This is a genomic window from Sphingobacterium haloxyli, from assembly GCF_002980525.1.
Taxonomy (GTDB): domain Bacteria; phylum Bacteroidota; class Bacteroidia; order Sphingobacteriales; family Sphingobacteriaceae; genus Sphingobacterium; species Sphingobacterium haloxyli.
Map to the genome: position 1 here is coordinate 326,452 of NZ_PVBQ01000002.1, position 23,277 is coordinate 349,728.

General features: G+C 43.3%; 19 protein-coding genes. 12 read left to right on the plus strand and 7 right to left on the minus strand.

Annotation, left to right across the window (positions count from 1 at the left end; translation table 11 throughout):
• Positions 1–9: 9 nt before the first annotated feature.
• The 3 genes from C5745_RS03265 to moaCB are packed head-to-tail and all read right to left on the minus strand — an operon-like array spanning position 10 to position 3,508.
• Positions 10–1,335: an MFS transporter gene (locus C5745_RS03265; protein WP_105715535.1), complete on the minus strand. Its 1,326-nt coding sequence runs from the start codon at positions 1,333–1,335 to the stop codon at positions 10–12.
• A 12-nt stretch (positions 1,336–1,347) separates the two neighbouring features.
• On the minus strand, positions 1,348–2,556 hold the full coding sequence (locus C5745_RS03270; RefSeq protein ID WP_105715536.1) for a molybdopterin molybdotransferase MoeA: 1,209 nt from the start codon (positions 2,554–2,556) through the stop codon (positions 1,348–1,350).
• A gap of 1 nt (position 2,557) precedes the next feature.
• Positions 2,558–3,508, minus strand: a complete 951-nt coding sequence (gene moaCB / locus C5745_RS03275; RefSeq protein ID WP_105715537.1) for a bifunctional molybdenum cofactor biosynthesis protein MoaC/MoaB — start codon at positions 3,506–3,508, stop codon at positions 2,558–2,560.
• A gap of 408 nt (positions 3,509–3,916) precedes the next feature.
• Here moaCB and C5745_RS03280 point away from each other — a divergent pair, with 408 nt between their 5' ends.
• Positions 3,917–4,561 carry a Crp/Fnr family transcriptional regulator gene (locus C5745_RS03280; protein WP_165793005.1) on the plus strand — a complete coding sequence of 215 codons (645 nt, stop codon included), beginning with the start codon at positions 3,917–3,919 and terminating at the stop codon, positions 4,559–4,561.
• 100 nt (positions 4,562–4,661) lie between these two features.
• On the opposite strand, the gene C5745_RS03285 is transcribed toward C5745_RS03280, so the two are convergent.
• From C5745_RS03285 to nirB, 3 genes are read right to left on the minus strand one after another with little or no spacing between them, the layout of a single operon-like run.
• Positions 4,662–5,057: a hypothetical protein gene (locus C5745_RS03285; protein ID WP_105715539.1), complete on the minus strand. Its 396-nt coding sequence runs from the start codon at positions 5,055–5,057 to the stop codon at positions 4,662–4,664.
• Between the two features lie 39 nt (positions 5,058–5,096).
• Positions 5,097–5,438 (minus strand): nitrite reductase small subunit NirD, encoded by a 342-nt coding sequence (gene nirD / locus C5745_RS03290; RefSeq protein WP_105715540.1) that lies wholly within the window; start codon positions 5,436–5,438, stop codon positions 5,097–5,099.
• A 29-nt stretch (positions 5,439–5,467) separates the two neighbouring features.
• Positions 5,468–7,987 (minus strand): nitrite reductase large subunit NirB, encoded by a 2,520-nt coding sequence (nirB, locus tag C5745_RS03295; RefSeq protein ID WP_105715541.1) that lies wholly within the window; start codon positions 7,985–7,987, stop codon positions 5,468–5,470.
• Positions 7,988–8,154: 167 nt separating this feature from the next.
• Between nirB and cobA the strand changes: the two genes are divergently transcribed.
• The 11 genes from cobA (at position 8,155) to galK (ending at position 20,529) form a co-directional block, all read left to right on the plus strand.
• Positions 8,155–8,898, plus strand: a complete 744-nt coding sequence (cobA, locus tag C5745_RS03300; RefSeq protein ID WP_243403235.1) for a uroporphyrinogen-III C-methyltransferase — start codon at positions 8,155–8,157, stop codon at positions 8,896–8,898.
• Positions 8,899–8,997: 99 nt separating this feature from the next.
• Positions 8,998–9,429, plus strand: a complete 432-nt coding sequence (locus C5745_RS03305) for a DUF2147 domain-containing protein (protein ID WP_105715629.1) — start codon at positions 8,998–9,000, stop codon at positions 9,427–9,429.
• 125 nt (positions 9,430–9,554) lie between these two features.
• Positions 9,555–10,802, plus strand: a complete 1,248-nt coding sequence (locus tag C5745_RS03310; RefSeq protein ID WP_105715542.1) for an ABC transporter permease — start codon at positions 9,555–9,557, stop codon at positions 10,800–10,802.
• Between the two features lie 116 nt (positions 10,803–10,918).
• Positions 10,919–12,115 (plus strand): glycine C-acetyltransferase, encoded by a 1,197-nt coding sequence (gene kbl, locus C5745_RS03315; RefSeq protein WP_105715543.1) that lies wholly within the window; start codon positions 10,919–10,921, stop codon positions 12,113–12,115.
• 130 nt (positions 12,116–12,245) lie between these two features.
• A complete protein-coding gene (gene typA, locus C5745_RS03320) occupies positions 12,246–14,051 on the plus strand; it encodes a translational GTPase TypA (RefSeq protein ID WP_105715544.1) in 1,806 nt (601 codons plus the stop codon).
• Positions 14,052–14,152: 101 nt separating this feature from the next.
• Positions 14,153–14,491 (plus strand): Rieske (2Fe-2S) protein, encoded by a 339-nt coding sequence (locus C5745_RS03325; RefSeq protein ID WP_105715545.1) that lies wholly within the window; start codon positions 14,153–14,155, stop codon positions 14,489–14,491.
• A 447-nt stretch (positions 14,492–14,938) separates the two neighbouring features.
• Positions 14,939–15,787 (plus strand): 4-hydroxy-3-methylbut-2-enyl diphosphate reductase, encoded by an 849-nt coding sequence (locus C5745_RS03330; RefSeq protein ID WP_105715546.1) that lies wholly within the window; start codon positions 14,939–14,941, stop codon positions 15,785–15,787.
• Positions 15,788–15,860: 73 nt separating this feature from the next.
• The gene (hemH, locus tag C5745_RS03335) at positions 15,861–16,883 is read left to right on the plus strand and encodes a ferrochelatase (RefSeq protein WP_105715547.1); all 1,023 of its coding nucleotides are present in this window, start codon (positions 15,861–15,863) and stop codon (positions 16,881–16,883) included.
• Between the two features lie 13 nt (positions 16,884–16,896).
• Entirely contained in the window at positions 16,897–18,171 is a 1,275-nt protein-coding gene (locus tag C5745_RS03340; RefSeq protein ID WP_105715548.1) for a metallophosphoesterase, read from the plus strand.
• A gap of 156 nt (positions 18,172–18,327) precedes the next feature.
• Entirely contained in the window at positions 18,328–19,365 is a 1,038-nt protein-coding gene (locus C5745_RS03345; RefSeq protein WP_105715549.1) for a UDP-glucose--hexose-1-phosphate uridylyltransferase, read from the plus strand.
• Positions 19,366–19,374: 9 nt separating this feature from the next.
• Positions 19,375–20,529, plus strand: coding sequence for a galactokinase (gene galK, locus C5745_RS03350; protein WP_105715550.1), 1,155 nt, complete (start codon positions 19,375–19,377; stop codon positions 20,527–20,529).
• 75 nt (positions 20,530–20,604) lie between these two features.
• On the opposite strand, the gene C5745_RS03355 is transcribed toward galK, so the two are convergent.
• Positions 20,605–23,142, minus strand: a complete 2,538-nt coding sequence (locus C5745_RS03355) for a Kelch repeat-containing protein (RefSeq protein ID WP_105715551.1) — start codon at positions 23,140–23,142, stop codon at positions 20,605–20,607.
• Positions 23,143–23,277: the final 135 nt, after the last annotated feature.

Below are 23,277 nucleotides of genomic sequence, written 5' to 3' on the forward strand. Positions count from 1 at the left end.
TATTCTATATCATGACCGTTGAAAATCCAGCTCGTTCGCCTCGATATTATGCTGCGTCGCTGGTTTAGGGTGGAACTTGGTGACAACAACTAGCAGACCAATGAGGACGACTCCTAAGCCGATGTATTGAAATGCTTCAGCATAGGTGAGGTTTTCAGATTTAAAGAGAAATCCTACCAACATGGCACCGATATTTCCTCCAGCGCCAACCACACCGCTAACTACACCTATATTATTTTTGTTGATAAAAGGGACGATGCCGTATGTACAACCGTTGGCCATTTTTAGGAATAAGGCGAAAATCAACATGGAGACAACAGCGAAGAAAAGTGTGCCCGAGGCAGCGAATAGCGCGATGCCTATACCTTCTAGGATCAGCAGCAGGCCTAGTAGCGTTCCTTTTCCTTTCATGCCGAATTTTTCTCCCACCCTATCACTCACAATCCCACCGAGTGCTCTGGCAAAGAGGTTCATCCCTCCAAATATGCCCGCCATGGCGCCCGCCATAATGATGCTGGTTCCAAATCGGTCGATAAAAAACATGGCCGCCACATTGTCTACGGTGATTTCAATGCCGAAACAGGCAGCGTAGGCCAGCGTCAATACCCATACCCGATAGTCGCGTAACGTGTCCGTCAGTGACCCTTTGTGTTTTTTCTGCTCTGTGCTAATATTCGTTTTTTCCACGTCCCTGAAATTGCCTGCTGGCGTATCTGTGGTGTATCGATAATAAACAAAAGCCATAATCAGTAAAATGATGCCTGGAACGACCATGGCCAACCTCCAGGAATCGGCTTCGCTCACAAAACCCATAGCTGCAAAGCCCGCTGCAATCAGCGGCATGACTAGGTTCGTAACACCCCCTCCTAAATTTCCCCATCCACCAGTGACTGCATTGGCGGTGCCAACAATATTAGGGGCAAACATCATAGATGTATGAAATTGTGTGATGACAAAAGATGCTCCGACAATTCCGATCAAAAACCGAAACAGTAAAAAGGATGTGTAATCGTTGCTTAGACCGATGAGCATTACCGGAAAGGCTCCGACGATTAACAGTATGGTATATGTTAGACGCGGACCTAGCGTGTCGCATAACTTCCCTATCAGCAAGCGGGCAATAATTGTCGCAGATACGGAGGCAATAATGATATTACCGACTTCACTCTTGGATAAATTCAGCTGATCGCGGATCATGGGCATCAATGGAGCTGCACCGAACCATCCGAAAAAGCAGAAAAAGAAGGTAATCCAGGTAATGTGGAATGTACGCATCTGAACGCCTTTGAGCGAAAAGATATTGAGTTTTGTAAGAGGGTGTTGGTTCTTTTGCATTGTTTAGTATGATTAAGTAACGTTAAAGAAAGGTTGTAGAGAAAGTACCGCTATGGTGTCATCTGCATGAATGACCTGTTTATGGTGAGGATGCCAGCCGATGCCGTCGCAGCCAACAGTGGCTGTTATGTCGCCTGAGCCGTGATTTGGCTTCCAAATGTGCCCCTCATTGTCGGGGCTGCGAAAGACAGGGAAAAATTCGTCCAGAGCCGATTTTTTTGACCTGAGGTTCTTTAGTGTCGTTTTGATGAAGCGTTCCTTGCTGAAATTCAAACAGTGATGAAGGTATTCTTCTACGAATAGCTTGAAGGTCATAAAGCAAGATATAGGGTTTCCAGGCAAGGCGAAGATCATTGTGCCTGAGGGCAGAGACGCGGCTAACAGCGGCTTCCCCGGTTTGATTGATACCTTGTGAAACAAGATGTTGATGCCCATTGCCTGCAAGATTTGTGGTACGTAATCGGCGTCACCGGCCGAGACACCGCCATTGATAAGAATTAGCTGATATTTTAGGCTTTCGTTCAGGGTAGCTGATAGTGCTTTGGGATCGTCCGAGACATGCTGGCAGTACTGGACGGGCAACTGCCATTGCTGACAAAGAGCTTGCAATAGATGCCTGTTGCTGTTTCGGATTTGAAAATGTCGTGGCTGCTGGTCGACTGCTATCACTTCGTTGCCCGTAGTGATAATAGCTACGGTGGGCATAGCATAAACCGGTACATCATCAATGCCTAGCGCGGCCAGCACACCGATGAGTGAGACGTCGCAGATGCGAGGTGCGGTAAAGGTCAATTCACCTTTCGCTAGGTCTTCGCCTTGTCGCGCAATGTGTTGTCCGATACTAATTGATTCGGATCGGACAATAACTGTTCCACGCTCTGTAAAAGCTAAGTCTTCCATTCGGATAACGGTATCGACGGTATTCGGACAGGCAGCACCCGTCATAATTTTGTAGCACGCCCGCTTCATTAAGGAGGTAGATACGCCCATGCCGGCAAAAATTGTTTGCTGAATATGGAATTCCCGTGTGCCTTCGTCCCAATCGCAAAAACGTATTGCTATCCCGTCCATTGCTGCGCGATTGAACGGTGGATAATCTCGATCCGCATAAACAGGCTGGGCTAGTACACGATTCAAGGCTTGGGAAAGTTTAACCCGCTCGGTGGCGAACGGTTTGGCTATATGACGGATGGCATCTCGCGCTTCTAAGTACGTCAACATCTCAATGGCCTCCTCCCATAATCATTTTTCGGGCATGGAACAATGCTGGCAAAATAGCTTCTAAACACTCTTTAACACCGTTAGTGCTGCCCGGTAATGTGACAACAAACGAGTTTCTAATGGTGCCCGCCACCGAGCGACTCATCATGGCTAACGGGGTCCGCTGCTGACCATGCCCGCGCATGGCTTCGGTGATGCCCGATGCCGTTTTGTCTAAAATATCTGAAACAGCCTCCACCGTTACGTCACGTGGTCCTAGCCCCGTCCCTCCGGTTGTAAATATAAACTGTATGTCTTTGTCGGCCCACATTTTAACAGCCTGCTGAATCAGTTGTTTTTCATCGGCGACGATTTGATAGTCCAATACTTGTGCGCCGGTAGCAAGTAACATCTTCTCAATTTTCCGGCCGCTGTTATCTAATCGCCGACCCTGTGCTGTCGAATCCGAGCACACTAAAATGGCGCAAGTGGCTAGTGGCGCTAGAAATAGACTGGTATCTGATTTACCACCGGTTTTGTTTACTAAGCGTATATGACCTATCTCCAACCGCATATCTATCGGTTTTAGCATATCGTAGAGCTCGAGCGCCGCAGTTGTTGCAGCGGTAAGTGCTTCCATTTCTATTCCTGTTCGGCCGATGGACTTGGCGGATACCCTAACCAACAATCCTGCCTGTGATGCTTGCGGGTCAATAAAGAATTCGGGATGAGATACAGGAGATATGTGCTCAAAATCGACCTCCATGGCGTCGATATTGACGGGGTGGCAGTGGGGAAGCAGTTGTGGGGTTGTTTTTGCGCCCAAGAAAGCTGCAGCCCGAGCAACGTCAAACAAATTCCCTTTTGGCAGTTCGCCCTTTTTAATTCGGAGGGCTGTTTGTTCTGTAATATACACGACAGCATGGGTGTTCGCGGTGCGTAATGTGCTGGTCTTGTGGCTTATGTCTCTCATGTCTCTGCTTTTCGTGTTTTCTTTCCTTCAAGATGGGTTTCGATCTTGGGAAATATATGGGTTTGATGTTGTTTTTCTCTTTTTTTTGGTATTAATTGTTGTTTATATCATATAAAATTACATTTATTACTGCTAATATATAGATATTTTGTTGTATATTTTGTTTATTTCTAATAAAAAAACGGGTTTGTAATGATTTTTTATCTATAAAAGTTGTATTTATTGGTGTTGTTTAAGTTATATGATGATATTTTGGTTATTTGCGTTGTTATAATTGTGTTATTTTTGTGTTTTTCCACTAAATTAACTGATTTTTTACAGAAGTTAGTCGTATTATTGTGGTTTTACTAGAGTTTTAAATATATTACGATGACTAAAAAAGTAAAAACATGTGATCACACTTGTTTTATGTGTAAACATGTTGGTGTGGAATGGAGGGAAAATATCAATATAAAGCGAACCGTTATTTGTCTGAAAAAAGGACAGCAATTTATAGCGGAAGGAGGGTCTGTCGATGGTGTATATTTTGTTCAGCAGGGGCTGGTGAAGGTCTATCAGTGTAGGGGAGGTAAGGATAGTATTGTGCGTTTTGCAAAAAAAGGAGATATTGTAGGGCATCGTGGGGTGGCGGTGGGGAAATCTCTGTTTCCGATATCGGCAATGTGTGTGGAGGATAGTGTGTTGTGCTTTATGCCGATTGATTTTTTTAAGGTCTTGCTGAAGACAAACATCGGGCTGACCTATGAGCTGCTTATGTTTTATGCGGAGGAGCTGCAGGTTTCGGAGCAGAAAGTCGTCAATCAAACGCGATTATCTGTAAAAGGCAGATTGGCATGGAGTATTGTACAGTTGGAAAATAAATTGGGAATTGATGAAGATGGGTATATTGCTATGGTGTTATCTAAGACGGATTTGGCTGCTTATGTTGGGTGTACCTATGAGAGTGCATATCGTATGCTCGCGGAGTTGATTGGGGAGGGGGTTCTGTGCTTGGCGAACAAACGCGTCAAAATCAAAGATAAAGTGCGGCTTCTGTATTATAGTGAGGTATAGTGTCGCGTTTGAAAAATAGGCCGGAGCAGTGGGCTCCGAGCCTAATCTTCCCTCGGTATGGGTGGTTAGCGAAGAGAACAGGTTTGAGTTTTTTGTCGATTCAGATTTTATAGCCTAGTCCAGCGCCTAAAGTCCATCGTCCGTTCTGTGTGCTTGTCTTTGGTGTGTAGAATGTGGGTATTTGTATGGCGAAATGCTTAAACAGAGTTAGTGTGGCGCCTAAAGCAAGTGTCGGGGTTAGCGTGGAGTTTTTGACTGGGGCGCTGTCTTTCTTGATTTTTAACGCGGGGAGGAAGCCTAGTGTGAGATTCCATTTTTGTTCGGTATACTTAACGGAAGGGCCTGTGCAGTTGAGATAGGCGCCCCCATCTACGTAGCCTGCAACCACTATGCCTTCAAATGCTTTTGCGCTGATTTTTTTGTCCTGGGCTTGTGCGGTGAAGGCTGTTGCCAGTGTGAGTAATCCAGTCTGAACGATATTGCTGATTTTTGTCATGTGGCAATGTTGTTAATGTGTTAAGCTGCTGTTTTTGTGTTATATGGCGATGTAGATCAGGTTGTCCTCGACTTTTACTGGATAGGTCTTGATGCTGCATTCGTCGCCAGAGAGGCATTCTCCTGTGTCTAGTGCGAATGTCTTTTTATGAAATGGGCACGCAACCTTAGGTTTGTCTCCTAAGGAGCCTATCATGCCTCTGCTTAGAATCATCTGTCTTTTGTGTGGGCATTCATTCTGTGTGGCGAACCACTCGTCGCGACGCTTGAAATAGAATAGTGCAATCTGTGTGTTGTCCAATTTTATGCAAACGCCTCCGTTTTCAATCGTGTCTTCTACCCGGCAGGCTAATTTCCATGAGGTGCTTGTCAATGTTTCCATGGTGAATTTTTTAAGATTGTGTTGTTTTATTAATATATCATCGAATTATTCCAGCCTGTAGCTTTTTTTTGTCCGCGCATCTCTTCGAACCTTACAGTATCGTCTTTTTCGTCCGGGGCATTAACAAAATGTACGAAGCGTTTGCGAATGTTGGGGTCGTTGACCGCTGTCTTCCATTCGCATTGATAAGCATTTACCAATGCCTGCATCTCATTCTCCCATGTTTCGGACATTTCTAGGCTGTCGTTTACCACGACGTTTCGTAGGTAGTCGATGCCGCCTTCCATTTTATTTAGCCAAGTCGCGGTGCGCATCAATGGGTCGGCAGTGCGGATGTAAAACATAAGGAATCTGTCAAGATACTTTATGCAGGTCTCGCTGTCGATGTCGCTGGCTAGGAGTTGTGCGTGTTGTGGTTTGCTGCCGCCGTTTCCGCAGACGTATAAGTTCCATCCTTTTTCAGTTGCAATAATGCCAAAATCTTTTGCCTGTGCTTCGGCACATTCCCGGATGCAGCCGCTGACGCCTGATTTCAATTTATGGGGCGATCGAATCCCTCTGTAGCGTTCCTCGATCTGAATCGCAAAAGAGACGCTGTCGTGTAATCCGTAGCGGCACCACGTGCTACCTACGCAGCTTTTGACAGTGCGTAGTGCTTTTCCGTATGCGTGTCCGCTTTCGAATCCAGCGGTAATCAGTTCTTCCCAGATGAAAGGAAGATCATTGAGATGTGCGCCAAACAGGTCGATGCGCTGGCCACCGGTGATTTTGGTGTAGAGATTGTATTTCTTGGCGACTTCTCCGATGGTGATTAGTTTTTCTGGTGTGATTTCACCTCCTGGAATCCGTGGTACAACGGAGTATGTCCCGCCTCGTTGTATATTGGCTAAGAAACGATCGTTGCTGTCCTGTGCTACATCGTTTCCTTTTCCTAATATCATCTCGTTCCACAAGCTAGCTAAAAGAGAAGATACTACGGGTTTGCAGCTTTCGCAGCCGTGTCCGGTTCCAAAGTTGTCCAATACTTCATCGTAGGACTTTAGTTCATGAATTTTTATTAGATCAAATAGTTCCTGTCTGCTAAAGTTAAAATGTTCACAGATACTGTTGCGGATGTATTTTCCCTGTTGTTTCATGGTGTAGGTTACCAGGTCTTTGATCATCGGGACGCAGCCGCCGCATCCAGAACCTGCTTTAGTGCATTTTCTCACGCTATCGACGTCTTCACAATTTTGCTGTGTGACGGCATCGCATATCGTTGCTTTTGTCACTCCTTCACAACTGCATATCAGTGCGTTGTCCGGTAGGGCTTCTAAGCCTGAGCTCGAGCTTTTTCCTGAGCTCGTTTCGCCAAGTAGTAGTGTTTCGGGATGTTCGGGTAGAGGCATGTTGTTGTTGACAGTCTGTAGGAGCATGTTATAGCTGCTGGCTTCGCCGACGAGGATGCCGCCTAGTAATCTCTTTCCGTCAGTGCTGATGTTAAGACGTTTGTATATTCCTTTGTTTTTGTCTTCCAGTAAGATGGTGTATGCGTACGGTTCGCTAATAAATGGGTCGCCGAAACTAGCAACATCAACTCCCATGAGTTTTAGTTTAGTGCTCATGTCGAAGCCTGAAAATACTTTTTGTTCTCCGGCGATGGTTGCGGCTGCTGTCTCGGCCATTTCGTATCCTGGGGCAACGAGGCCGTAAATCATCTCTTCATATAGGGCACATTCGCCGACGGCAAAAATGGCTGGATCGGATGTGCGCATGTGCTCGTCGACCACAATTCCACCACGACTTCCGATGGTTAGTCCGGCGGCTTTTGCAAGTTCATCTCGTGGTTTTATGCCGGCAGAAATAATCAATATGTCGGCTTCCAATTGCGTTTCGTCTGCAAATGAAAGGCCCTCTATTTTTCGGTCGCCTACTATGTGGTCAGTAGATTTCTGCAACAAACAGGTCAGTCCCAAACTCTTGAGTTTGGTTTGTAGTGTGTTGCTTGCCAGTTCGTCAATCTGTCTTGGCATTAGCCGTGGGGCGAATTCCACAACTGCGGTGTCATTGATGCCTAAGTCAACTAGAGCTTTGGCGGCCTCGAGCCCTAGTAGTCCTCCGCCTATCACGGCGCCTTTTGTTGCTTTTGAGGTGTATTCCCTGATGAGGTCGAGGTCATTAATGTTTCTATATAAAAAGACGCCTTCTTTTTCTACGCCGGGAATTGGAGGGACGAAAGCTGAGGAGCCGGTAGCAAAGACAAGGTAGTCGTAGTCTATGCTCAAACCTTTTATGGAAAAAACACGCTTTTTCGTTGTGTCTATCTTTTTAATGGGGTCCCCTAGATGAAGGTCTATGTTATTTTCTTTATACCATCGATTTTCGGACATGAATAAATCGTCTAGCGTCTTTTTTCCGAGGTAATCGGTGAGGTGTACGCGGTCATATGCTCGAATGGGCTCTTCGCCAAATACGATTAGCTTAAAATCTCCTTTTTTATTTGATATTTTTTCGCAAAACCGATGTCCAACCATTCCATTTCCTATTATTACGACTCTTTTTTCTCTCATTTTTTCATTTTTTTAAAAGAAAACGATAGTTTGATGAATTATTTTTGCTAATTTATATATTTATATTTTATAAAATCAATTTTTTTATGATTTATATCGTGTTTTTTATATTTTTGGTTATAATGTTTTATATTTTTGTTTTGTTTATTGTGAAAAATACAAGAAATGTGTTGAAAATAGTTGGTTCTGGTCCGGGTGACTTGGAATTATTGACAATAAAAGCTTATAAATGTATTGAAAACGCTGATATTTTGCTTTATGATAACCTTGTTAATGAAAAAATGCTCGATATCGCTTCTAAAAAGTGTCAAAAAATATATGTTGGTAAGCGTCCGTATGGTAAATGTGTGCCGCAGGAGAACATCAATGCATTGATTGCTTATTATTGTAAACGTTTTTCAAACGTGGTGAGGTTGAAAGGTGGTGATCCTTATGTTTTTGGTAGAGGTTTTGAAGAATGGTTGGTAGCGAAGACGTTAGGAGTGGATGTTGAGTATGTTCCGGGAATCAGCAGTATGCAAGGAGTCGGGTTGAACGATATTCCACTGACCCATCGCGGTATTAGTGAAGGTGTGTGGGCGTTAACTGGAATGAAAGCAGATGGTGACATGGCAGCTGATCTCTCGCTAGCAGTCCATTGTAATTCTACCGTTGTCATCTACATGGGAATGCGTAAATTAGCCGAAATCGCGCGGACATATCTGATGAATGGGAAAGGCGATAAACCGGCTGCTATTATACAGCAGGTTTCTCAAGCAAATGAAAAGAAAGTGGTATGCAAAGTCAAGGATCTTGTCAAAGTTAGTCGGGAAACACGGATGTCGCATCCAGCAATTATCGTAATAGGGGAAGTTGTCAATTTACAACACGATCTGTTGTCCTTACTGCGGCCTGAACGAAATATTGTTTAATCCGGTTAACCGTTAGTGTACTGCTGAACGCATTACGCTCCGTTTTCTGCATGGTTTTTGATTGTTTTACGTGTGGTTGATAGTTATAAACAAAAAGATATGAGAAAAATATTGTTCGTATGGCTTAGCATGTTGATTGGATTTAACGCTACAGCACAAAATAACCAAAATATTATTGGAAAGTGGAAAACCATAGACGATGAAACGGGGGAGGCAAGATCCGTTGTGGAAATCTTCCAAAAATCAGATGGGAAATATTACGGAAAAATTAGCAGGCTACTAATAAAGCCCGAAAACGACAAATGTTTACAGTGTAAAGACGATCGTAAAAATCAGCCTTTGTTGGGACTGGAGATTATCCGAGGGATAACAAAAAAGGGTGGCGAGTTTTCTGGGGGGACTATTGTAGATCCCAAGAATGGTAAAACATATAAATGTAACATCACGCGAGAGGGTAACAGGCTTCTCGTGCGTGGTTATGTAGGGTTTTCCTTGATTGGTCGAACACAGACCTGGCAACTGACAAACTGATAGCTCTTAATGGCTGGGGAGAGTTACGCACAGGGCCGTTTACATGCGATTACTTACCATGATTTTTCTATTAGGAGTTCGTGAATACTGCGCATTTTATGTAAGTTTGAATGAAATAACACGTTATGTCCGTTAATATGTCTTATCGTGAGAATGTCAAACTTGCCTTGCAATCCATTGTAAGTAACAAGTTGCGTACCTTTCTCACGGCGCTTATCATTGCTATAGGTATTATGGCGCTGATTGGCGTATTGACCTCGATAGACGCCATGCAGAGTTCGTTGACCAACTCTTTTTCGTCCATGGGAGCAAACTCATTTAATATTCGTAACCGCGGTGTGAATGTTCGTATTGGAGATTCAGGAAGCCAGGCAAAAGTTTTTCCATCCATAACGTATCGGGACGCGCTATCGTTCAAGGAGCGCTTTGATTATAAGGCTATTGTTTCGCTCAGCGCAAACGTTACCTGGGGGGCAACTGCCAAGTACATGGCAGAAAAAACAAATCCCAATATCGGCGTGATAGGGGTAGACGACAACTATCTACAGACATCAGGGTACAAGCTTTCGGATGGTCGTGATTTTACGGTGCAGGATGTGGAAAATGCCAATAGTGTTGTGATTATAGGTGAGGAGGTTAAGAGTAAACTATTCAAGAATAAGAAAAGCCCAATCGGAGCATATATCACCATAGGGGGAGAGCGGTTTACCGTGGTAGGTGTGTTGGAAAGCAAAGGTTCCAGCGCAGGCTTCGGATCAGATAAAACCTGTTTCATTCCCCTCTCGAGGAGCCGATCGATGATGGCACAAGGAGATCCTTCATTTGTCATTACGGTAATGACTACAGATCCATATAAAATGGAAGGAGCGGAAGGAGAAGCCATTGCAACTTTTCGTAAAATCCGTGGATTGACCGCTAAACAAACTAACGACTTTGAAATAGTTAAATCAGATGCCGTCGCACAGATATTGATGCAGAATCTCGCCTACGTGACCTTAGGGGCGGTTGTTATCGCCTTTATAACACTGGTGGGTGCTTCTATCGGTTTGATGAATATTATGCTTGTTTCGGTTACGGAACGAACACGTGAAATAGGTGTGCGTAAGGCAATAGGAGCGACCCCCTCCGTCATTAGAAAACAGTTCTTAATGGAGGCTATCGTTATTTGTGTATTGGGCGGCATTGTAGGTGTTGCAGTTGGTATTGTTATCGGTAACTTATTAGCGCTAGCCTTAGGAGCAGATTTTATTATTCCGTGGAAATGGATGGCTTTAGGTATGTCTGTTTGTGTCGGCGTAGGGATGCTGTCAGGCTATTATCCGGCGTCAAAGGCTTCCAAACTGGATCCTGTGGAAGCGCTACGTTACGAATAAATTGAGCAAACGATTTCATGCGCCGTATTCCAAAATATACCGTTATCTTCGTAAAAGTAAAGAAAATATAACTTTACCTACTTATAATTCATCACTTATAACTCATAACTTTTAAGATGTACAACACGTTAAAACCGGCATTGGAAAAAGAGCTTGCAGCAATTAAAGAGGCAGGTCTGTATAAAGAAGAGCGTATTATAGTGACGCCACAGGGAGCGGATATCAAAGTCAGTACAGGACAGGAAGTCATCAATTTTTGTGCAAACAATTATTTGGGTCTGTCTTCCCATCCAAAAGTAATAGAAGCGGCAAAGAAAGCGATTGACCAGTATGGCTATGGCATGTCATCCGTTCGCTTCATCTGTGGAACGCAAGATGTTCATAAAGAACTGGAGCGTAAAATATCCGAATTTTTGGGTACGGAAGATACCATTTTATATGCGGCGGCATTCGATGCCAACGGAGGTGTTTTCGAGCCGTTGCTTGGTGCAGAAGATGCTATTATATCGGACGAACTTAACCATGCCTCTATTATAGATGGTGTACGTTTGTGTAAGGCGCAGCGCTTCCGATATAAAAACTGTGACATGGAAGACTTGGAAGCCCAACTGAAAGCAGCTTCAGGAGCTCGTCATAAAATTATTGTAACCGATGGGGCGTTCTCCATGGATGGGTCGGTGGCACCATTGGATAAAATCTGTGACTTAGCGGACCAATATGGGGCTTTGGTGATGATTGATGAGTCGCACTGCTCGGGCTTTATAGGTAAGACCGGCCGAGGAACGCACGAACTCTTCGGTGTGATAGATCGTGTGGATATCATTACGGGTACCCTCGGAAAGGCACTGGGAGGTGCTTCAGGAGGTTTCACCTCGGGACGTAAGGAAATTATTGATATGTTGCGCCAGCGGTCGCGGCCGTATTTGTTTTCGAACACTCTGGCTCCAGCAATTGCAGGTGCTTCTGTCGCCGTATTAGGCATGTTGAGCGAAACAACTGAGCTTCGCGACAAACTCGAAAATAACACGAAATATTTCCGTGAAAAGATGTTGGAAGCTGGTTTCGATATTAAGCCCGGTTTCCATCCGATTGTCCCGGTGATGTTATATGATGCTAAGTTGGCACAGGGATTTGCGGCTAAAATGTTAGACGAAGGCATTTATGTGATTGGTTTTTATTATCCGGTTGTTCCGCAGGACAAAGCTAGAATCCGTGTGCAGCTTTCCGCAGCCCATGATCGGTCGCATCTAGATAAGGCCATTGCCGCTTTTACCAAAGTGGGCAAACAGCTGGGTGTAATAGCGAAAAAATAGATGGCCCTTAAGGAGTAAGAAAGGAAGGCTAAATAGCAGTTAATAAAATAATAATCTAAAAAATAAAAAATTGAGGTGCAAAATGGTTATCTTTGCACCTCAAAATTTTTATATAATACATTATCGCTCAATGCAAAACATCAGAAATATTGCGATTATCGCGCACGTTGACCACGGCAAAACAACCCTCGTTGATAAAATCCTACATTATACGAATCAGTTCAGGGATAACGAAAATATGGGAGAATTGATTTTGGACAACAATGACTTGGAACGTGAGCGGGGTATCACGATTGTGTCCAAAAACGTATCCGTAAAATATAAAGATACCAAAATCAACATCATCGATACGCCAGGTCACGCCGATTTCGGTGGAGAAGTGGAGCGTGTATTAAAAATGGCAGATGGGGTGGTATTGTTGGTGGACGCGTTCGAGGGCCCAATGCCACAAACTCGTTTCGTTACGGGGAAAGCACTGGCTTTAGGAATAAAACCTATCGTAGTGGTGAACAAAGTCGACAAAGAAAATTGTCGTCCAGATGAAGTCTACGAACAAGTATTCGATTTATTCTTCAATTTAGGCGCGACTGAAGAACAGCTCGATTTCCCGGTTTTATACGGTTCTTCTAAGCAAGGCTGGATGTCTACTGATTGGCAACAACCCACAACAGATTTCACAGAATTGCTCGATGCTATTGTTACGCATATCCCTGCCCCGAAAATCTCTGAGGGTACATTGCAGATGCAGATTACGTCATTAGACTACTCTACATTTGTTGGACGTATTGCTATCGGGCGTGTAGCACGTGGTGTTATCAAAGAAAATCAACCCGTTTCCTTAGTGAAACGTGACGGAAAAGTTGTGAAATCCCGCGTAAAAGAATTGCAGATATTTGAAGGTTTAGGACGCGCAAAGGTATCGGAAGTAAAAGCTGGCGATATCTGTGCGGTCGTAGGTATAGAAGGCTTTGAAATTGGAGATACCATAGCTGATTTTGAAAACCCCGAGCAATTGGAGGTTATTCACATCGACGAGCCAACAATGAATATGTTGTTCACGATCAATAATTCTCCGTTCTTTGGTAAAGAAGGTAAGTTTGTTACCTCTCGTCATATCCACGACCGTTTGCAGAAAGAATTGGAGAAAAACCTTGCGTTGCGTGTAGTTCCTACGGAGTCTCCGGATGCTTGGTTAGTGTATGGTCGTGGAATTCTGCATTTGTCGGTATTGATCGAAACAATGCGTCGTGAAGGCTACGAATTACAAGTAGGCCAGCCGCAAGTAATTGTAAAAGAAATTGACGGGGTGAAGTGTGAACCGATCGAAGAGATGGTTGTTGATGTGCCGGCAGATGTGTCAGGAAAAGTGATCGAGTTGGTTACCCAGCGGAAAGGAGAGCTACTCGTAATGGAAACAAAGGGAGAAATGCAGCATTTGGAATTTTCCATCCCATCGAGAGGTATCATCGGATTACGGAATAACGTCTTGACAGCTACAGCTGGCGAAGCGGTAATGGCTCATCGTTTGAAAGGATATGAACCTTGGAAAGGAACTATTCCGGGTCGTTTGGCGGGTGTATTGATTTCTTTGGATACCGGTACAACAACTGCGTATTCTATTGATAAGCTGCAAGACCGTGGACGTTTCTTTGTTGATCCAGGTGCAGATATTTACGAAGGGCAAGTCTTGGGCGAACATATCCGTGATAATGATTTGACAATCAATGTCACAAAAGGAAAACAGTTGACTAATATGCGTGCTTCTGGCTCGGATGATAACACACGAATCGCGCCAGCCATCAAGTTTTCGCTGGAAGAATGTATGGAATATATTCAAGCAGATGAGTATATCGAGGTGACACCTCAGTCCATTCGTTTGCGTAAGATTTACCTTACAGAAAACGAAAGAAAGATAAACGCTAAGAAATTTCAATAGATTTTTTATTGAACGATTTGTTTACAGTAGTAGAGACGCCTCGGCGTCTCTTTTTTTGTTTTAATGCAGCGAACGGTTATTGCATTTTGTTATCTTTAGACATGGATAAGGATAATATAGAATGGTTTGCTATAAAAAAGCCTCGGCAAGACGGGAAAATTGAGAAAGCGGAGGTCGGCGGCAAGAAGCTTTGCATCATTTTATTGAATGGAAAACTTTACGCTACTTCGAGCCGTTGTCCTCATGCAGGAGCCGACCTTAGTCTGGGCTGGTGTGAAGGTGAAAAATTAGTTTGTTCTTATCACAGGCATCGATTTGATTTGCAAACCGGAAGAGGTGACGAGGGACAAGGGAATTATATCGATGTGTTTCCTGTAAAAGAAGAAAATAATCAGTGGTATGTAGGTATTAAGAAGTCTTGGTGGAAGAGGTTGTTTTAAAAGAGCCATTTCTTTTATCAATTTTTCATGTTCTTTTTCCCAGTGACAAAGAACCAAAAACCTCGCCGCCGAAAAATTTTATGCGTCCCACTACCCCGCACTTTTCCCGCATCGAGAATAGTTTTGATGGGAAGGATAGTGCATATATTTAATTCCTACATATTTCAAAATTTTTGATGCGGCATTAGCAGTTAAGGGCGGAACAATACAATTGTATGAACCCTTCCTTAACCTTCAATGTCCATCCAAATGTTTGAGGTCTGTAGAAATCCATTCTTAGTACTATCCAATTCTCTCAAATATTTGAAGGACGCTTTTTTGCGCAACTTTTTTCTAAAAAAAGTTGCTTAAGAAAAACCTTCTTTTAACCCTATCAGTTTTATACCTTTAGGAGGGAGTCTGATCAAGAAGTATTAATTACAAAAATAATCTGTATTTTTGTAAGGTATGGCTAAAGATCTTCAAGTAACGATTGATAAAGACTCCGGCTTCTGTTTTGGTGTTGTTTATGCTATTGATATGGCGGAAGAAATCCTTGAAGAGGATGGATATTTATATTGCCTGGGCGATATCGTTCATAACGACGAAGAAGTAGCCCGTTTAAAAGCAAAAGGTCTACGTATTATCGGTCACGGAGATTTAGCTAACTTAAAAAATGAAAAAGTCCTGATTCGGGCACATGGCGAAGCTCCCGAGACTTATCGTACAGCGCTAAACAATAATATTAGCCTTATTGATGCCTCGTGTCCGGTGGTTCTCAAACTTCAAAACAGAATCAAGACCTCGCATGACGGTCGAGAAAAAATCTTGATTTTTGGCAAACACGGCCACGCAGAAGTGATCGGTCTACAAGGGCAAACAAACAATGAAGCTATTGTTTTTCAAGACTTAGAGGAACTAGATAATATCGAACTTCCGTCGTCTTTTACATTATATAGCCAAACTACAAAAAGCGTTGACAAGTTTTACGCTATTAAAGCGGAATTACAAAACCGAGGCTATGAAGTAAAAGCCAACGATACCATATGTCGACAGGTATCTAACCGTTACGAAGATTTAGGGGGCTTTGCTCGCCGATATAACAAGATCATATTTGTATCCGGAAAGAAATCTTCTAACGGGAAGGTGCTTTACGATGTGTGTAAACAAGCGAACCCCCAGAGTTATTTTATATCCGACCCCGCAGAATTGGATGAAACTCTTTTCGAAACTAATGATACAGTCGGTATCTGTGGTGCGACATCTACCCCTATGTGGCTTATGGAGGACGTGAAACAAGCGCTGGAGCGCCTTTAACCACGGTCATGTTATTCTCATATTATAGGTGCTTTCCTCTCTCTCGTATAATTTATGGTTATTTTTGTAACAAATGAATAAGAGTGCTACAAAGGGAGTTCTTTTGGTGCAATTAGGCACACCGGACAATCCTACAACAGCTGATGTACGTCGGTATTTGACAGAATTTTTGATGGATCCTCGTGTAATGGATATTCCTTATCTGGGACGGACATTACTGGTAAAAGGGGCGATCGTTCCTAAGCGTGCACCGCTGTCAGCAGCAACCTATCGTACGATATGGGATGATGAAACGGGATCTCCACTGCTATATTACAGTCAATTACAACGTGATTTGTTACAACGAGAACTTGGAGATGAATACCATGTAGAGCTGGCTATGCGCTACCAAAGCCCTTCTATTGCATCGGCACTCAAGAGAATGGAGCCAATGCAGTTGGAATCTATTCGGGTGATTCCCCTTTTCCCCCAATACGCATCTGCCACTACCGGCTCGGTTATTGATAAAGTAATGGAAATCATGCGGGGTTGGCAGTATTTTCCACAAGTGACATTCGTTAGTAATTATTGTGATGATGAAGAGATGTGTGAAGCGTATGCCGATCACGCACGTCAATATCCCATTGAGGAGTATGACCATGTCCTGTTCAGTTATCACGGATTACCGGTAAGACAGCTCAGTAAAGTCGATCCGACCGGTACGCTAAATTGTCCGGATACGGGCTGTGAATCCTGTAGAGAGCAGAAAAAAGCGCATTGTTATCTGTCACAGTGCTATGCAACATCGCGCGCAATATCAGCAAAACTGGGTATCTCAAAAGAACAGTATTCTGTTTGTTTCCAGTCTAGGTTAGGAAAGACACCGTGGATTCAGCCATATACCTCTGATACACTTCACCAAATGGCAGAGCGAGGATTTAAGAGGCTGCTGGTATTTAGTCCGGCTTTCGTTGCCGACTGTATAGAAACATTAGATGAAATTCGTGTTGAATATGCGAACGAGTTTAAATCATTGGGGGGGGAAGAAATTACCATGGTCGAAAGTCTGAATGACGATCCCAAATGGATTAACGTGCTAAAACGATTAGCACAATGACAAAAGAATTGATATGTTAATATTTAACGCAATATTATTACTTATTTTTGACGTTTACATTTTCTTCGCTTTACGGGCGACGAAAATTAAGGTCGCGAAAACGAAGTGGTTTTCATTTGTATGGTGGGGCTATTCTATTGGCCTTTTATTAGGACTCTATATCTCGGCGCAGTTTAATCTTCCGCTAGCTTATAGGTCGATTATCCTGGTCGCGTTTTTCATGACCGCGGTCAGTAAGTTTATTTTCATCATCATTTTGCTTCTCGACGACGTTCGCCGAGGGGGAATCTGGATTGCCAAACTTTTTACGCCGCGCAAGAACAGAAATATAGCCGACCATGTAGAGGAACTCTCGGAACCACTGCCAGAAAAGCCGGTTAATGGTATTTCACGCTCCGAGTTTTTAACCAAATCCGGAATACTGGTGGCGTCGTTGCCTATATTCCCCTTGTCGTGGGGAATGATCTCCGGTGGTTATGACTATAAAGTTATCCGACAGAAGCTGTATCTACCTAATCTTCCAGCATCCTTTCATGGTATGCGTATCGCTCAGATATCCGATGTACACTCTGGATCTTTTTATAATAAAAAAGCCGTATTGGGCGGGATAGAAATGCTAATGGGCGAAAGACCAGATGCCGTGTTTTTTACCGGAGATCTAGTTAACAATGTAGCTTCTGAAATGAGGGATTACCAAGATATTTTTACCAAGCTGAAAGCAGATTTAGGCGTATACTCGGTATTAGGTAATCACGATTATGGAGATTACTATTTTGGTAGAGAGGATTCTGCGGCAAAGCGTAAAAACCTGAAAGATCTTAAAGAAACCCACAAAGTGATGGGCTGGGATTTGTTATTGGATGAGAATCGGAGTATCGCGGTGAATAATGAGAAGATATCGATTATAGGAGTGGAAAACTGGGGCACGGGTCGTTTTCCGAAGAAAGGCGATCTAAAAAAGGCGTTGATGGGAACGGAAGAATCTCCCGTGAAACTTCTTCTGTCACACGACCCTTCACATTGGAGAGCACAGGTGCTGGATACGAATGTTGACGTGATGTTCGCGGGGCATACCCATGGCATGCAGTTCGGGGTCCGTGGCGAACATTTCCAGTGGAGTCCTGCTAAATACGTATATAAAGAATGGGCGGGGCTTTATGAAGAACAAGACCAAAAACTCTATGTAAACGTCGGTTATGGATTTTTAGGCTACCCGGGACGCGTGGGTATTCTACCAGAGATAACCGTTTTCGAATTGATAAAAGGGGAAAAACCAATGTTGTCTTAGTATCTGTCTTTTAGAAAAGCCTCATCGATCTAAATAAGATACGCCAGTCTTTGTGACATCCCGCATCTATAAAGTGTATTATAGACACTTTTTATTGTCATCCTGTTTTGTTTTTGCAAAAAAAAGTTGATATTTATAAAAATATAACCTTAAATCATGTTAGATTTTGCAGAACAACCACACAAACGTAAGAATCTGTTAACTGGAGACTATATCCTTGTTTCTCCCCATCGTAGTAAACGCCCTTGGCAAGGACAGGTCGAAGATTTAGCACCCGATAACCGTCCACAGTACGACCCGAAGTGCTATTTATGCCCGGGTAACGTACGCGCAGATGGTACGCAAAATCCGGACTATAAAGACAGTTTTGTATTTGTCAATGATTTTTCCGCTTTACTGGAAGAAACGTCCGTTGAGCAATTTAATGAGGGAAACTTACTTATAGCCGAATCCGAAAGAGGAATATGCAAGGTGATTTCCTTTTCACCGCGTCATGATCTGACACTTCCTCAAATGGATTTACCGGCGATTAAAGCCGTAGTGGACCTTTGGCAAAAGGAATTTAAGGAACTGGCTGCAAAAGAATGGATAAAATACATTCAGATATTTGAGAATAAAGGCAGCATTATGGGCTGTAGCAATCCGCATCCACACGGTCAGATTTGGGCGGAAAGCTCACTACCTGTGGAGATAGAAAAAGAGACTACGCAACAGAAGGCCTATTTCAAGCAGCACGGGCGTACACTCCTTCAAGATTATGTAGCGATCGAACTGAAAAAAGACGAACGTATCATCATCGATAATGAACATTTCGTGGCGCTTGTTCCTTTCTGGGCAGCTTGGCCTTACGAAACGATGATTATCAGTAAACGGCCTGTTCCTTCCGTTTTAGCATTTAGCGAAGTGGAAAAAGAAGACTTTGCGCGTACCTTACGCGAATTAACCATTCGTTACGATAATATTTTTAAGACTTCATTTCCGTATTCAGCAGGCATGCACCAATCGCCTGTAAATTCTGGGGAATATCCCGAATGGCACTGGCATATGCACTTTTATCCGCCGTTATTACGTTCGGCTACCGTAAAGAAATTTATGGTCGGTTACGAGATGTTGGCGACACCACAACGTGACATTACCCCAGAACAAGCAGCAAATACCTTGAAACAACAATCGACGATTCATTACAAAGGATAGCATAAACACATGATTTCGAAACAGCAGATAGAAGAAAGATATACGGCCGTTTTTGGATATGCGCCGACACATGTGGTCCGCTCGCCGGGAAGAATTAATATCATTGGCGAACATACGGATTACAATGAAGGCTTTGTCCTACCAACAGCCATCGATAAGGCGATTTATGTAGGCGTAGGAAAACGGGATGACGATTTAATCCGCTTATACGCGGAGGATTTTGCCGCATATTTTGAAATTCCGTTAACCGAAATACAGCCCGTAGAACAAGGCTGGCCAAACTACGTACTTGGCGTAGTGGATCAGCTTCAATTGAGAGGAGCAAGTCTGGGAGGTTTCGACATGTACATTGATGGCGATGTGCCCTTAGGTGCGGGATTGTCATCTTCTGCTGCACTGGAATGTGCGGTAGGATTTGCGCTAAACGTACTCTTTGATTTGGAAATAGAACGTGTAGATATTGCGAAAATCGGGCAGCTTGCAGAGCACGCGTATGCTGGCGTAAAATGTGGCATTATGGATCAATTTGCTTCTGTGATGAGCAAAGCCGATCACGTAGTAAAGTTGGACTGCCGGGATCTTTCGTTTTCTTATAAGCCATTAGAACTAGGTGATTATGCAATCTTATTGCTGAATACCAATGTAAAACATTCCTTGGCATCGTCAGCTTATAACGAGCGCCGAGCTGCCTGCGAAGAAGGTGTCCGTTTAATACAGCAACAGTTTGGGGAGGTAAAAAGCCTACGTGATGTGACCCTGAGTATGTTGGATACCCATGTAAGACCAGTGGATATGGATGTGTATAGAAAGTGTCGGTTTGTCGTAGAAGAAAACGAACGATTGAACAGTGCGTGTGAAGCATTGGAACAAGGCGATTTGGAAACGGTAGGTCAGCAGATGTTCCGTGCGCACGAGGGATTGAGTGGCGAATATGAAGTAAGCTGTCCCGAATTGGATTTCTTGGTCGAATATGTGAAACCTTTTCCCGAAGTGTTAGGTGCTCGCATGATGGGGGGTGGTTTTGGCGGATGTACTATCAATTTAGTAAAGAAGTCTTTCCAAGATTTACTTGTTGAACGATTGTCGCCGGTCTACAAAGATCGATTTGACTTGGAACTAACCGCTATAAAGGTTATTCCTTCTAACGGGACGGAATTGCTGTAGATACGAGAACAAAAGGCAGTCCACGGATCATCTTTATTCATCGTGAACGATTACGTAAAAGAAAGATGATCCTTTTCATTGCATTGTTCGCCGCCATATATCATCAAACGTATAACCATAATCTTCACCCATCAAGCGCCGATAGTTCTCTGTAAAACGCTTATAGAAAAGCGCTGCACGGGGCTCAAGTTTTCTTTTATACAATGCGTAAAGACCTTGTTCCAAGGCTAGTTCATTGATTGTGTCGATCGTGAGTAAGGCGTCTGCTGCGCGAAATAACGTAGACCAGTCTTTATCCTCCCGACTTTTGGCCATACTTTTTTGAAATTTGTCGATCAACATACTTTCGATAGCATACTTGGACTTATCAAAAATAGGGTCATCCATCCCCAAAAGGAACTCGCCGCGCTCTAGAATACTTAAAACCTTTGGTGAAAGAACATCGGTGTCTTCCGTAAGAAGTTCCTTCAGATCCCAATAGTCACAATAACAAGATTCGAATACCACGCGGTAATGTCCCTCCTCATAGACGATCTCTATACCATCTAACTCGCTCAACACCTTCCGAAGATTGTTTATCGCTACACCTCTAGACGTCTTTGCCTTATCTTTCGGTTTGTCCGGCCACAGTAAGTGCGTAAGCAGATTGGAGCTGATGCCCGTACTATGGCTATGGAACAAAATCAAGCAGAAAACCTGTTGTAAGCGTGCGCTGAACAAATGGGAGACATCCATCCCTCGTTTGTCGACGACTGTGAAATCACCAAAAAGATAAATACGATTTATCTGTGGTTCTTCGGGCGACTTCGGCACGTCGGGCAGTGGGACAACAGGTTCAGTGTGCTTGGGACGACGATAAATTCTGTATACGAAGATACCTATGCAAATTATACCAAGAGCCAAAACATAGAACCCTATATTTTTCTGTTTTTTAGAACTAGGGAAAGCATGTAGTTGGGATTCGCTGATAGCCGGGAAGTCCAAGCTATATACGGTAAGCGAGGATCGGATATCATCGTCCGATTCCTGCACAAGAGCGATCAACTTATTCAGGTGACGGTCAAAATACAAATTCGCATGGGTGCTGATTTTATCGGAATAAATTGGAATGGAGTCTCCTAATTCTTCATATTCGCCGTCACGAATGGCAAACCGACGGAGTTTAATAAATGAGTGTGTTAAATGCTCGGGATATCCGAGCATATAAATCCAATTCGAGTCGGGGATGACCAACCCACGGGCCGGTACGAATAGGTTTTCTTTCCGGTCCACATCCCATATTTTCGTTGTTTTTTGGGTTGTAGGATCCAATGTATAGAGGTCGTAGAAGTATCTCCGTCCGACGATGTGCTGTCCAGACTCGTTACCCATACCTCCAAAAATATAGATTTTTTGGTCCGCCTCCGATATACCTGTAGAGGTGAAGTATCGAGGTAAAATAGAGTCCCCGCGCATGCGTTCTGGTGCAGACCACCTTTTCTTGGTTAAATCATAAAATAACAAATCATTACTATAAACCATTTTCCCATATCCACCAAATAACAGTAGTTTTCGGCTATCGGGTAGAAAGTATGAAGCATGGTGATTTAGCTCGCGCTGTAAGTAGTCGCTACTTTCTATTCTCCAGCTAAAATCGGTTAAATCCAAACTGACGACCGTGGGACCCACATAGGCTTCTTCATAATAGGTTTCATACACGTACAGCCTGTTTTCTTCATGATTTATAAAGCTGTTTCCAAGTTTAAGTCGCATGGGACAGGGAGAGCTAAAAAGGAGATTTCTTTTAACTCCTGTCTGTATTTCGTAAATCTGTAATGAATCGCTATTGAAATAATAGATTGATTTTCTTTTTGGATCATAGGCTGACCCCGATGGGCTCGATGAGTGCATTGCGGTGTGGTTATACCAATGAAAAGCATCATTCAACAACCAGGTGCCATTTGTGACCTTTCCCATAACTTCACCTGAAGCGTTGTGCAGTTTATTTCCAGAGCTTTCAAGCAGTGGGAAGACAATCTCTTTTTCTTTGTTCCCGATACGAAAATTTCGAAGGGAGAACGAAGGGACATCAATCATGTAATCGCTACGCCCAAATGTTACGTTGGGGGAATAAGGTGACTTGATGGGCACCGTTGCAACCTGTGGTGCTTCATCAGCGATCTGAAGCTTGATTTCTCCCTTCTGTAGGTCATAATCCATCCGCACAGGAAACCAATGTCGTTCAACAAGATACCCAAGCGCAATCCGAATGGTGATCAAACTGGTTTTCCCTTCTTCGTTCAGACGAAATACCCCCTGTCCCTCTTCTTCATCATAGTGTAAATTGAAAATTGCTCCCTGATTTTTTTCTTTAATCCGGACGATGTAACCCATAGTACCATCACTGGGTAGCTGAAGATCGAAATCGATGGTAAACCAATGATGAAATGTAGGTTTCACGTCAGCAAAAAAAGCTGCAGAAGTGCGTTTTTCAATCGGTTGATTGCTTCCGGTAAACTTAATGCCCTGTCCAAAGCCACTGCTTGGAAAAGCGAATGAAATCGTTAAAATAAATAGACAAAGAGAAAAAAATCGTACTCGGTAAATGCACATGTTTTGGTTTATCGCTGTCATAAATGTGATGTACAATTTATAACTTTTGATACAAAGGTAGCTAATATAATACGAAATAATTAGCGAAGAACAGAAGAAAAGAAGGGTCAAAAAAAACCTTGGGACATTAAAATATGCAAAAAATAAAAGCGGGTT

What these genes read in the sequence shown, in the direction of transcription:
- C5745_RS03265 (WP_105715535.1), bottom strand. Translation starts at nt 1,335, where the DNA reads ATGCAAAAGAACCAACACCCTCTTACAAAACTCAATATCTTTTCGCTC.
- C5745_RS03270 (WP_105715536.1), bottom strand. Translation starts at nt 2,556, where the DNA reads ATGTTGACGTACTTAGAAGCGCGAGATGCCATCCGTCATATAGCCAAA.
- moaCB (WP_105715537.1), bottom strand. Translation starts at nt 3,508, where the DNA reads ATGAGAGACATAAGCCACAAGACCAGCACATTACGCACCGCGAACACC.
- C5745_RS03280 (WP_165793005.1), top strand. Translation starts at nt 3,917, where the DNA reads ATGTGTAAACATGTTGGTGTGGAATGGAGGGAAAATATCAATATAAAG.
- C5745_RS03285 (WP_105715539.1), bottom strand. Translation starts at nt 5,057, where the DNA reads ATGACAAAAATCAGCAATATCGTTCAGACTGGATTACTCACACTGGCA.
- nirD (WP_105715540.1), bottom strand. Translation starts at nt 5,438, where the DNA reads ATGGAAACATTGACAAGCACCTCATGGAAATTAGCCTGCCGGGTAGAA.
- nirB (WP_105715541.1), bottom strand. Translation starts at nt 7,987, where the DNA reads ATGAGAGAAAAAAGAGTCGTAATAATAGGAAATGGAATGGTTGGACAT.
- C5745_RS03305 (WP_105715629.1), top strand. Translation starts at nt 8,998, where the DNA reads ATGAGAAAAATATTGTTCGTATGGCTTAGCATGTTGATTGGATTTAAC.
- C5745_RS03310 (WP_105715542.1), top strand. Translation starts at nt 9,555, where the DNA reads ATGTCCGTTAATATGTCTTATCGTGAGAATGTCAAACTTGCCTTGCAA.
- kbl (WP_105715543.1), top strand. Translation starts at nt 10,919, where the DNA reads ATGTACAACACGTTAAAACCGGCATTGGAAAAAGAGCTTGCAGCAATT.
- typA (WP_105715544.1), top strand. Translation starts at nt 12,246, where the DNA reads ATGCAAAACATCAGAAATATTGCGATTATCGCGCACGTTGACCACGGC.
- C5745_RS03325 (WP_105715545.1), top strand. Translation starts at nt 14,153, where the DNA reads ATGGATAAGGATAATATAGAATGGTTTGCTATAAAAAAGCCTCGGCAA.
- C5745_RS03330 (WP_105715546.1), top strand. Translation starts at nt 14,939, where the DNA reads ATGGCTAAAGATCTTCAAGTAACGATTGATAAAGACTCCGGCTTCTGT.
- hemH (WP_105715547.1), top strand. Translation starts at nt 15,861, where the DNA reads ATGAATAAGAGTGCTACAAAGGGAGTTCTTTTGGTGCAATTAGGCACA.
- C5745_RS03340 (WP_105715548.1), top strand. Translation starts at nt 16,897, where the DNA reads ATGTTAATATTTAACGCAATATTATTACTTATTTTTGACGTTTACATT.
- C5745_RS03345 (WP_105715549.1), top strand. Translation starts at nt 18,328, where the DNA reads ATGTTAGATTTTGCAGAACAACCACACAAACGTAAGAATCTGTTAACT.
- galK (WP_105715550.1), top strand. Translation starts at nt 19,375, where the DNA reads ATGATTTCGAAACAGCAGATAGAAGAAAGATATACGGCCGTTTTTGGA.
- C5745_RS03355 (WP_105715551.1), bottom strand. Translation starts at nt 23,142, where the DNA reads ATGACAGCGATAAACCAAAACATGTGCATTTACCGAGTACGATTTTTT.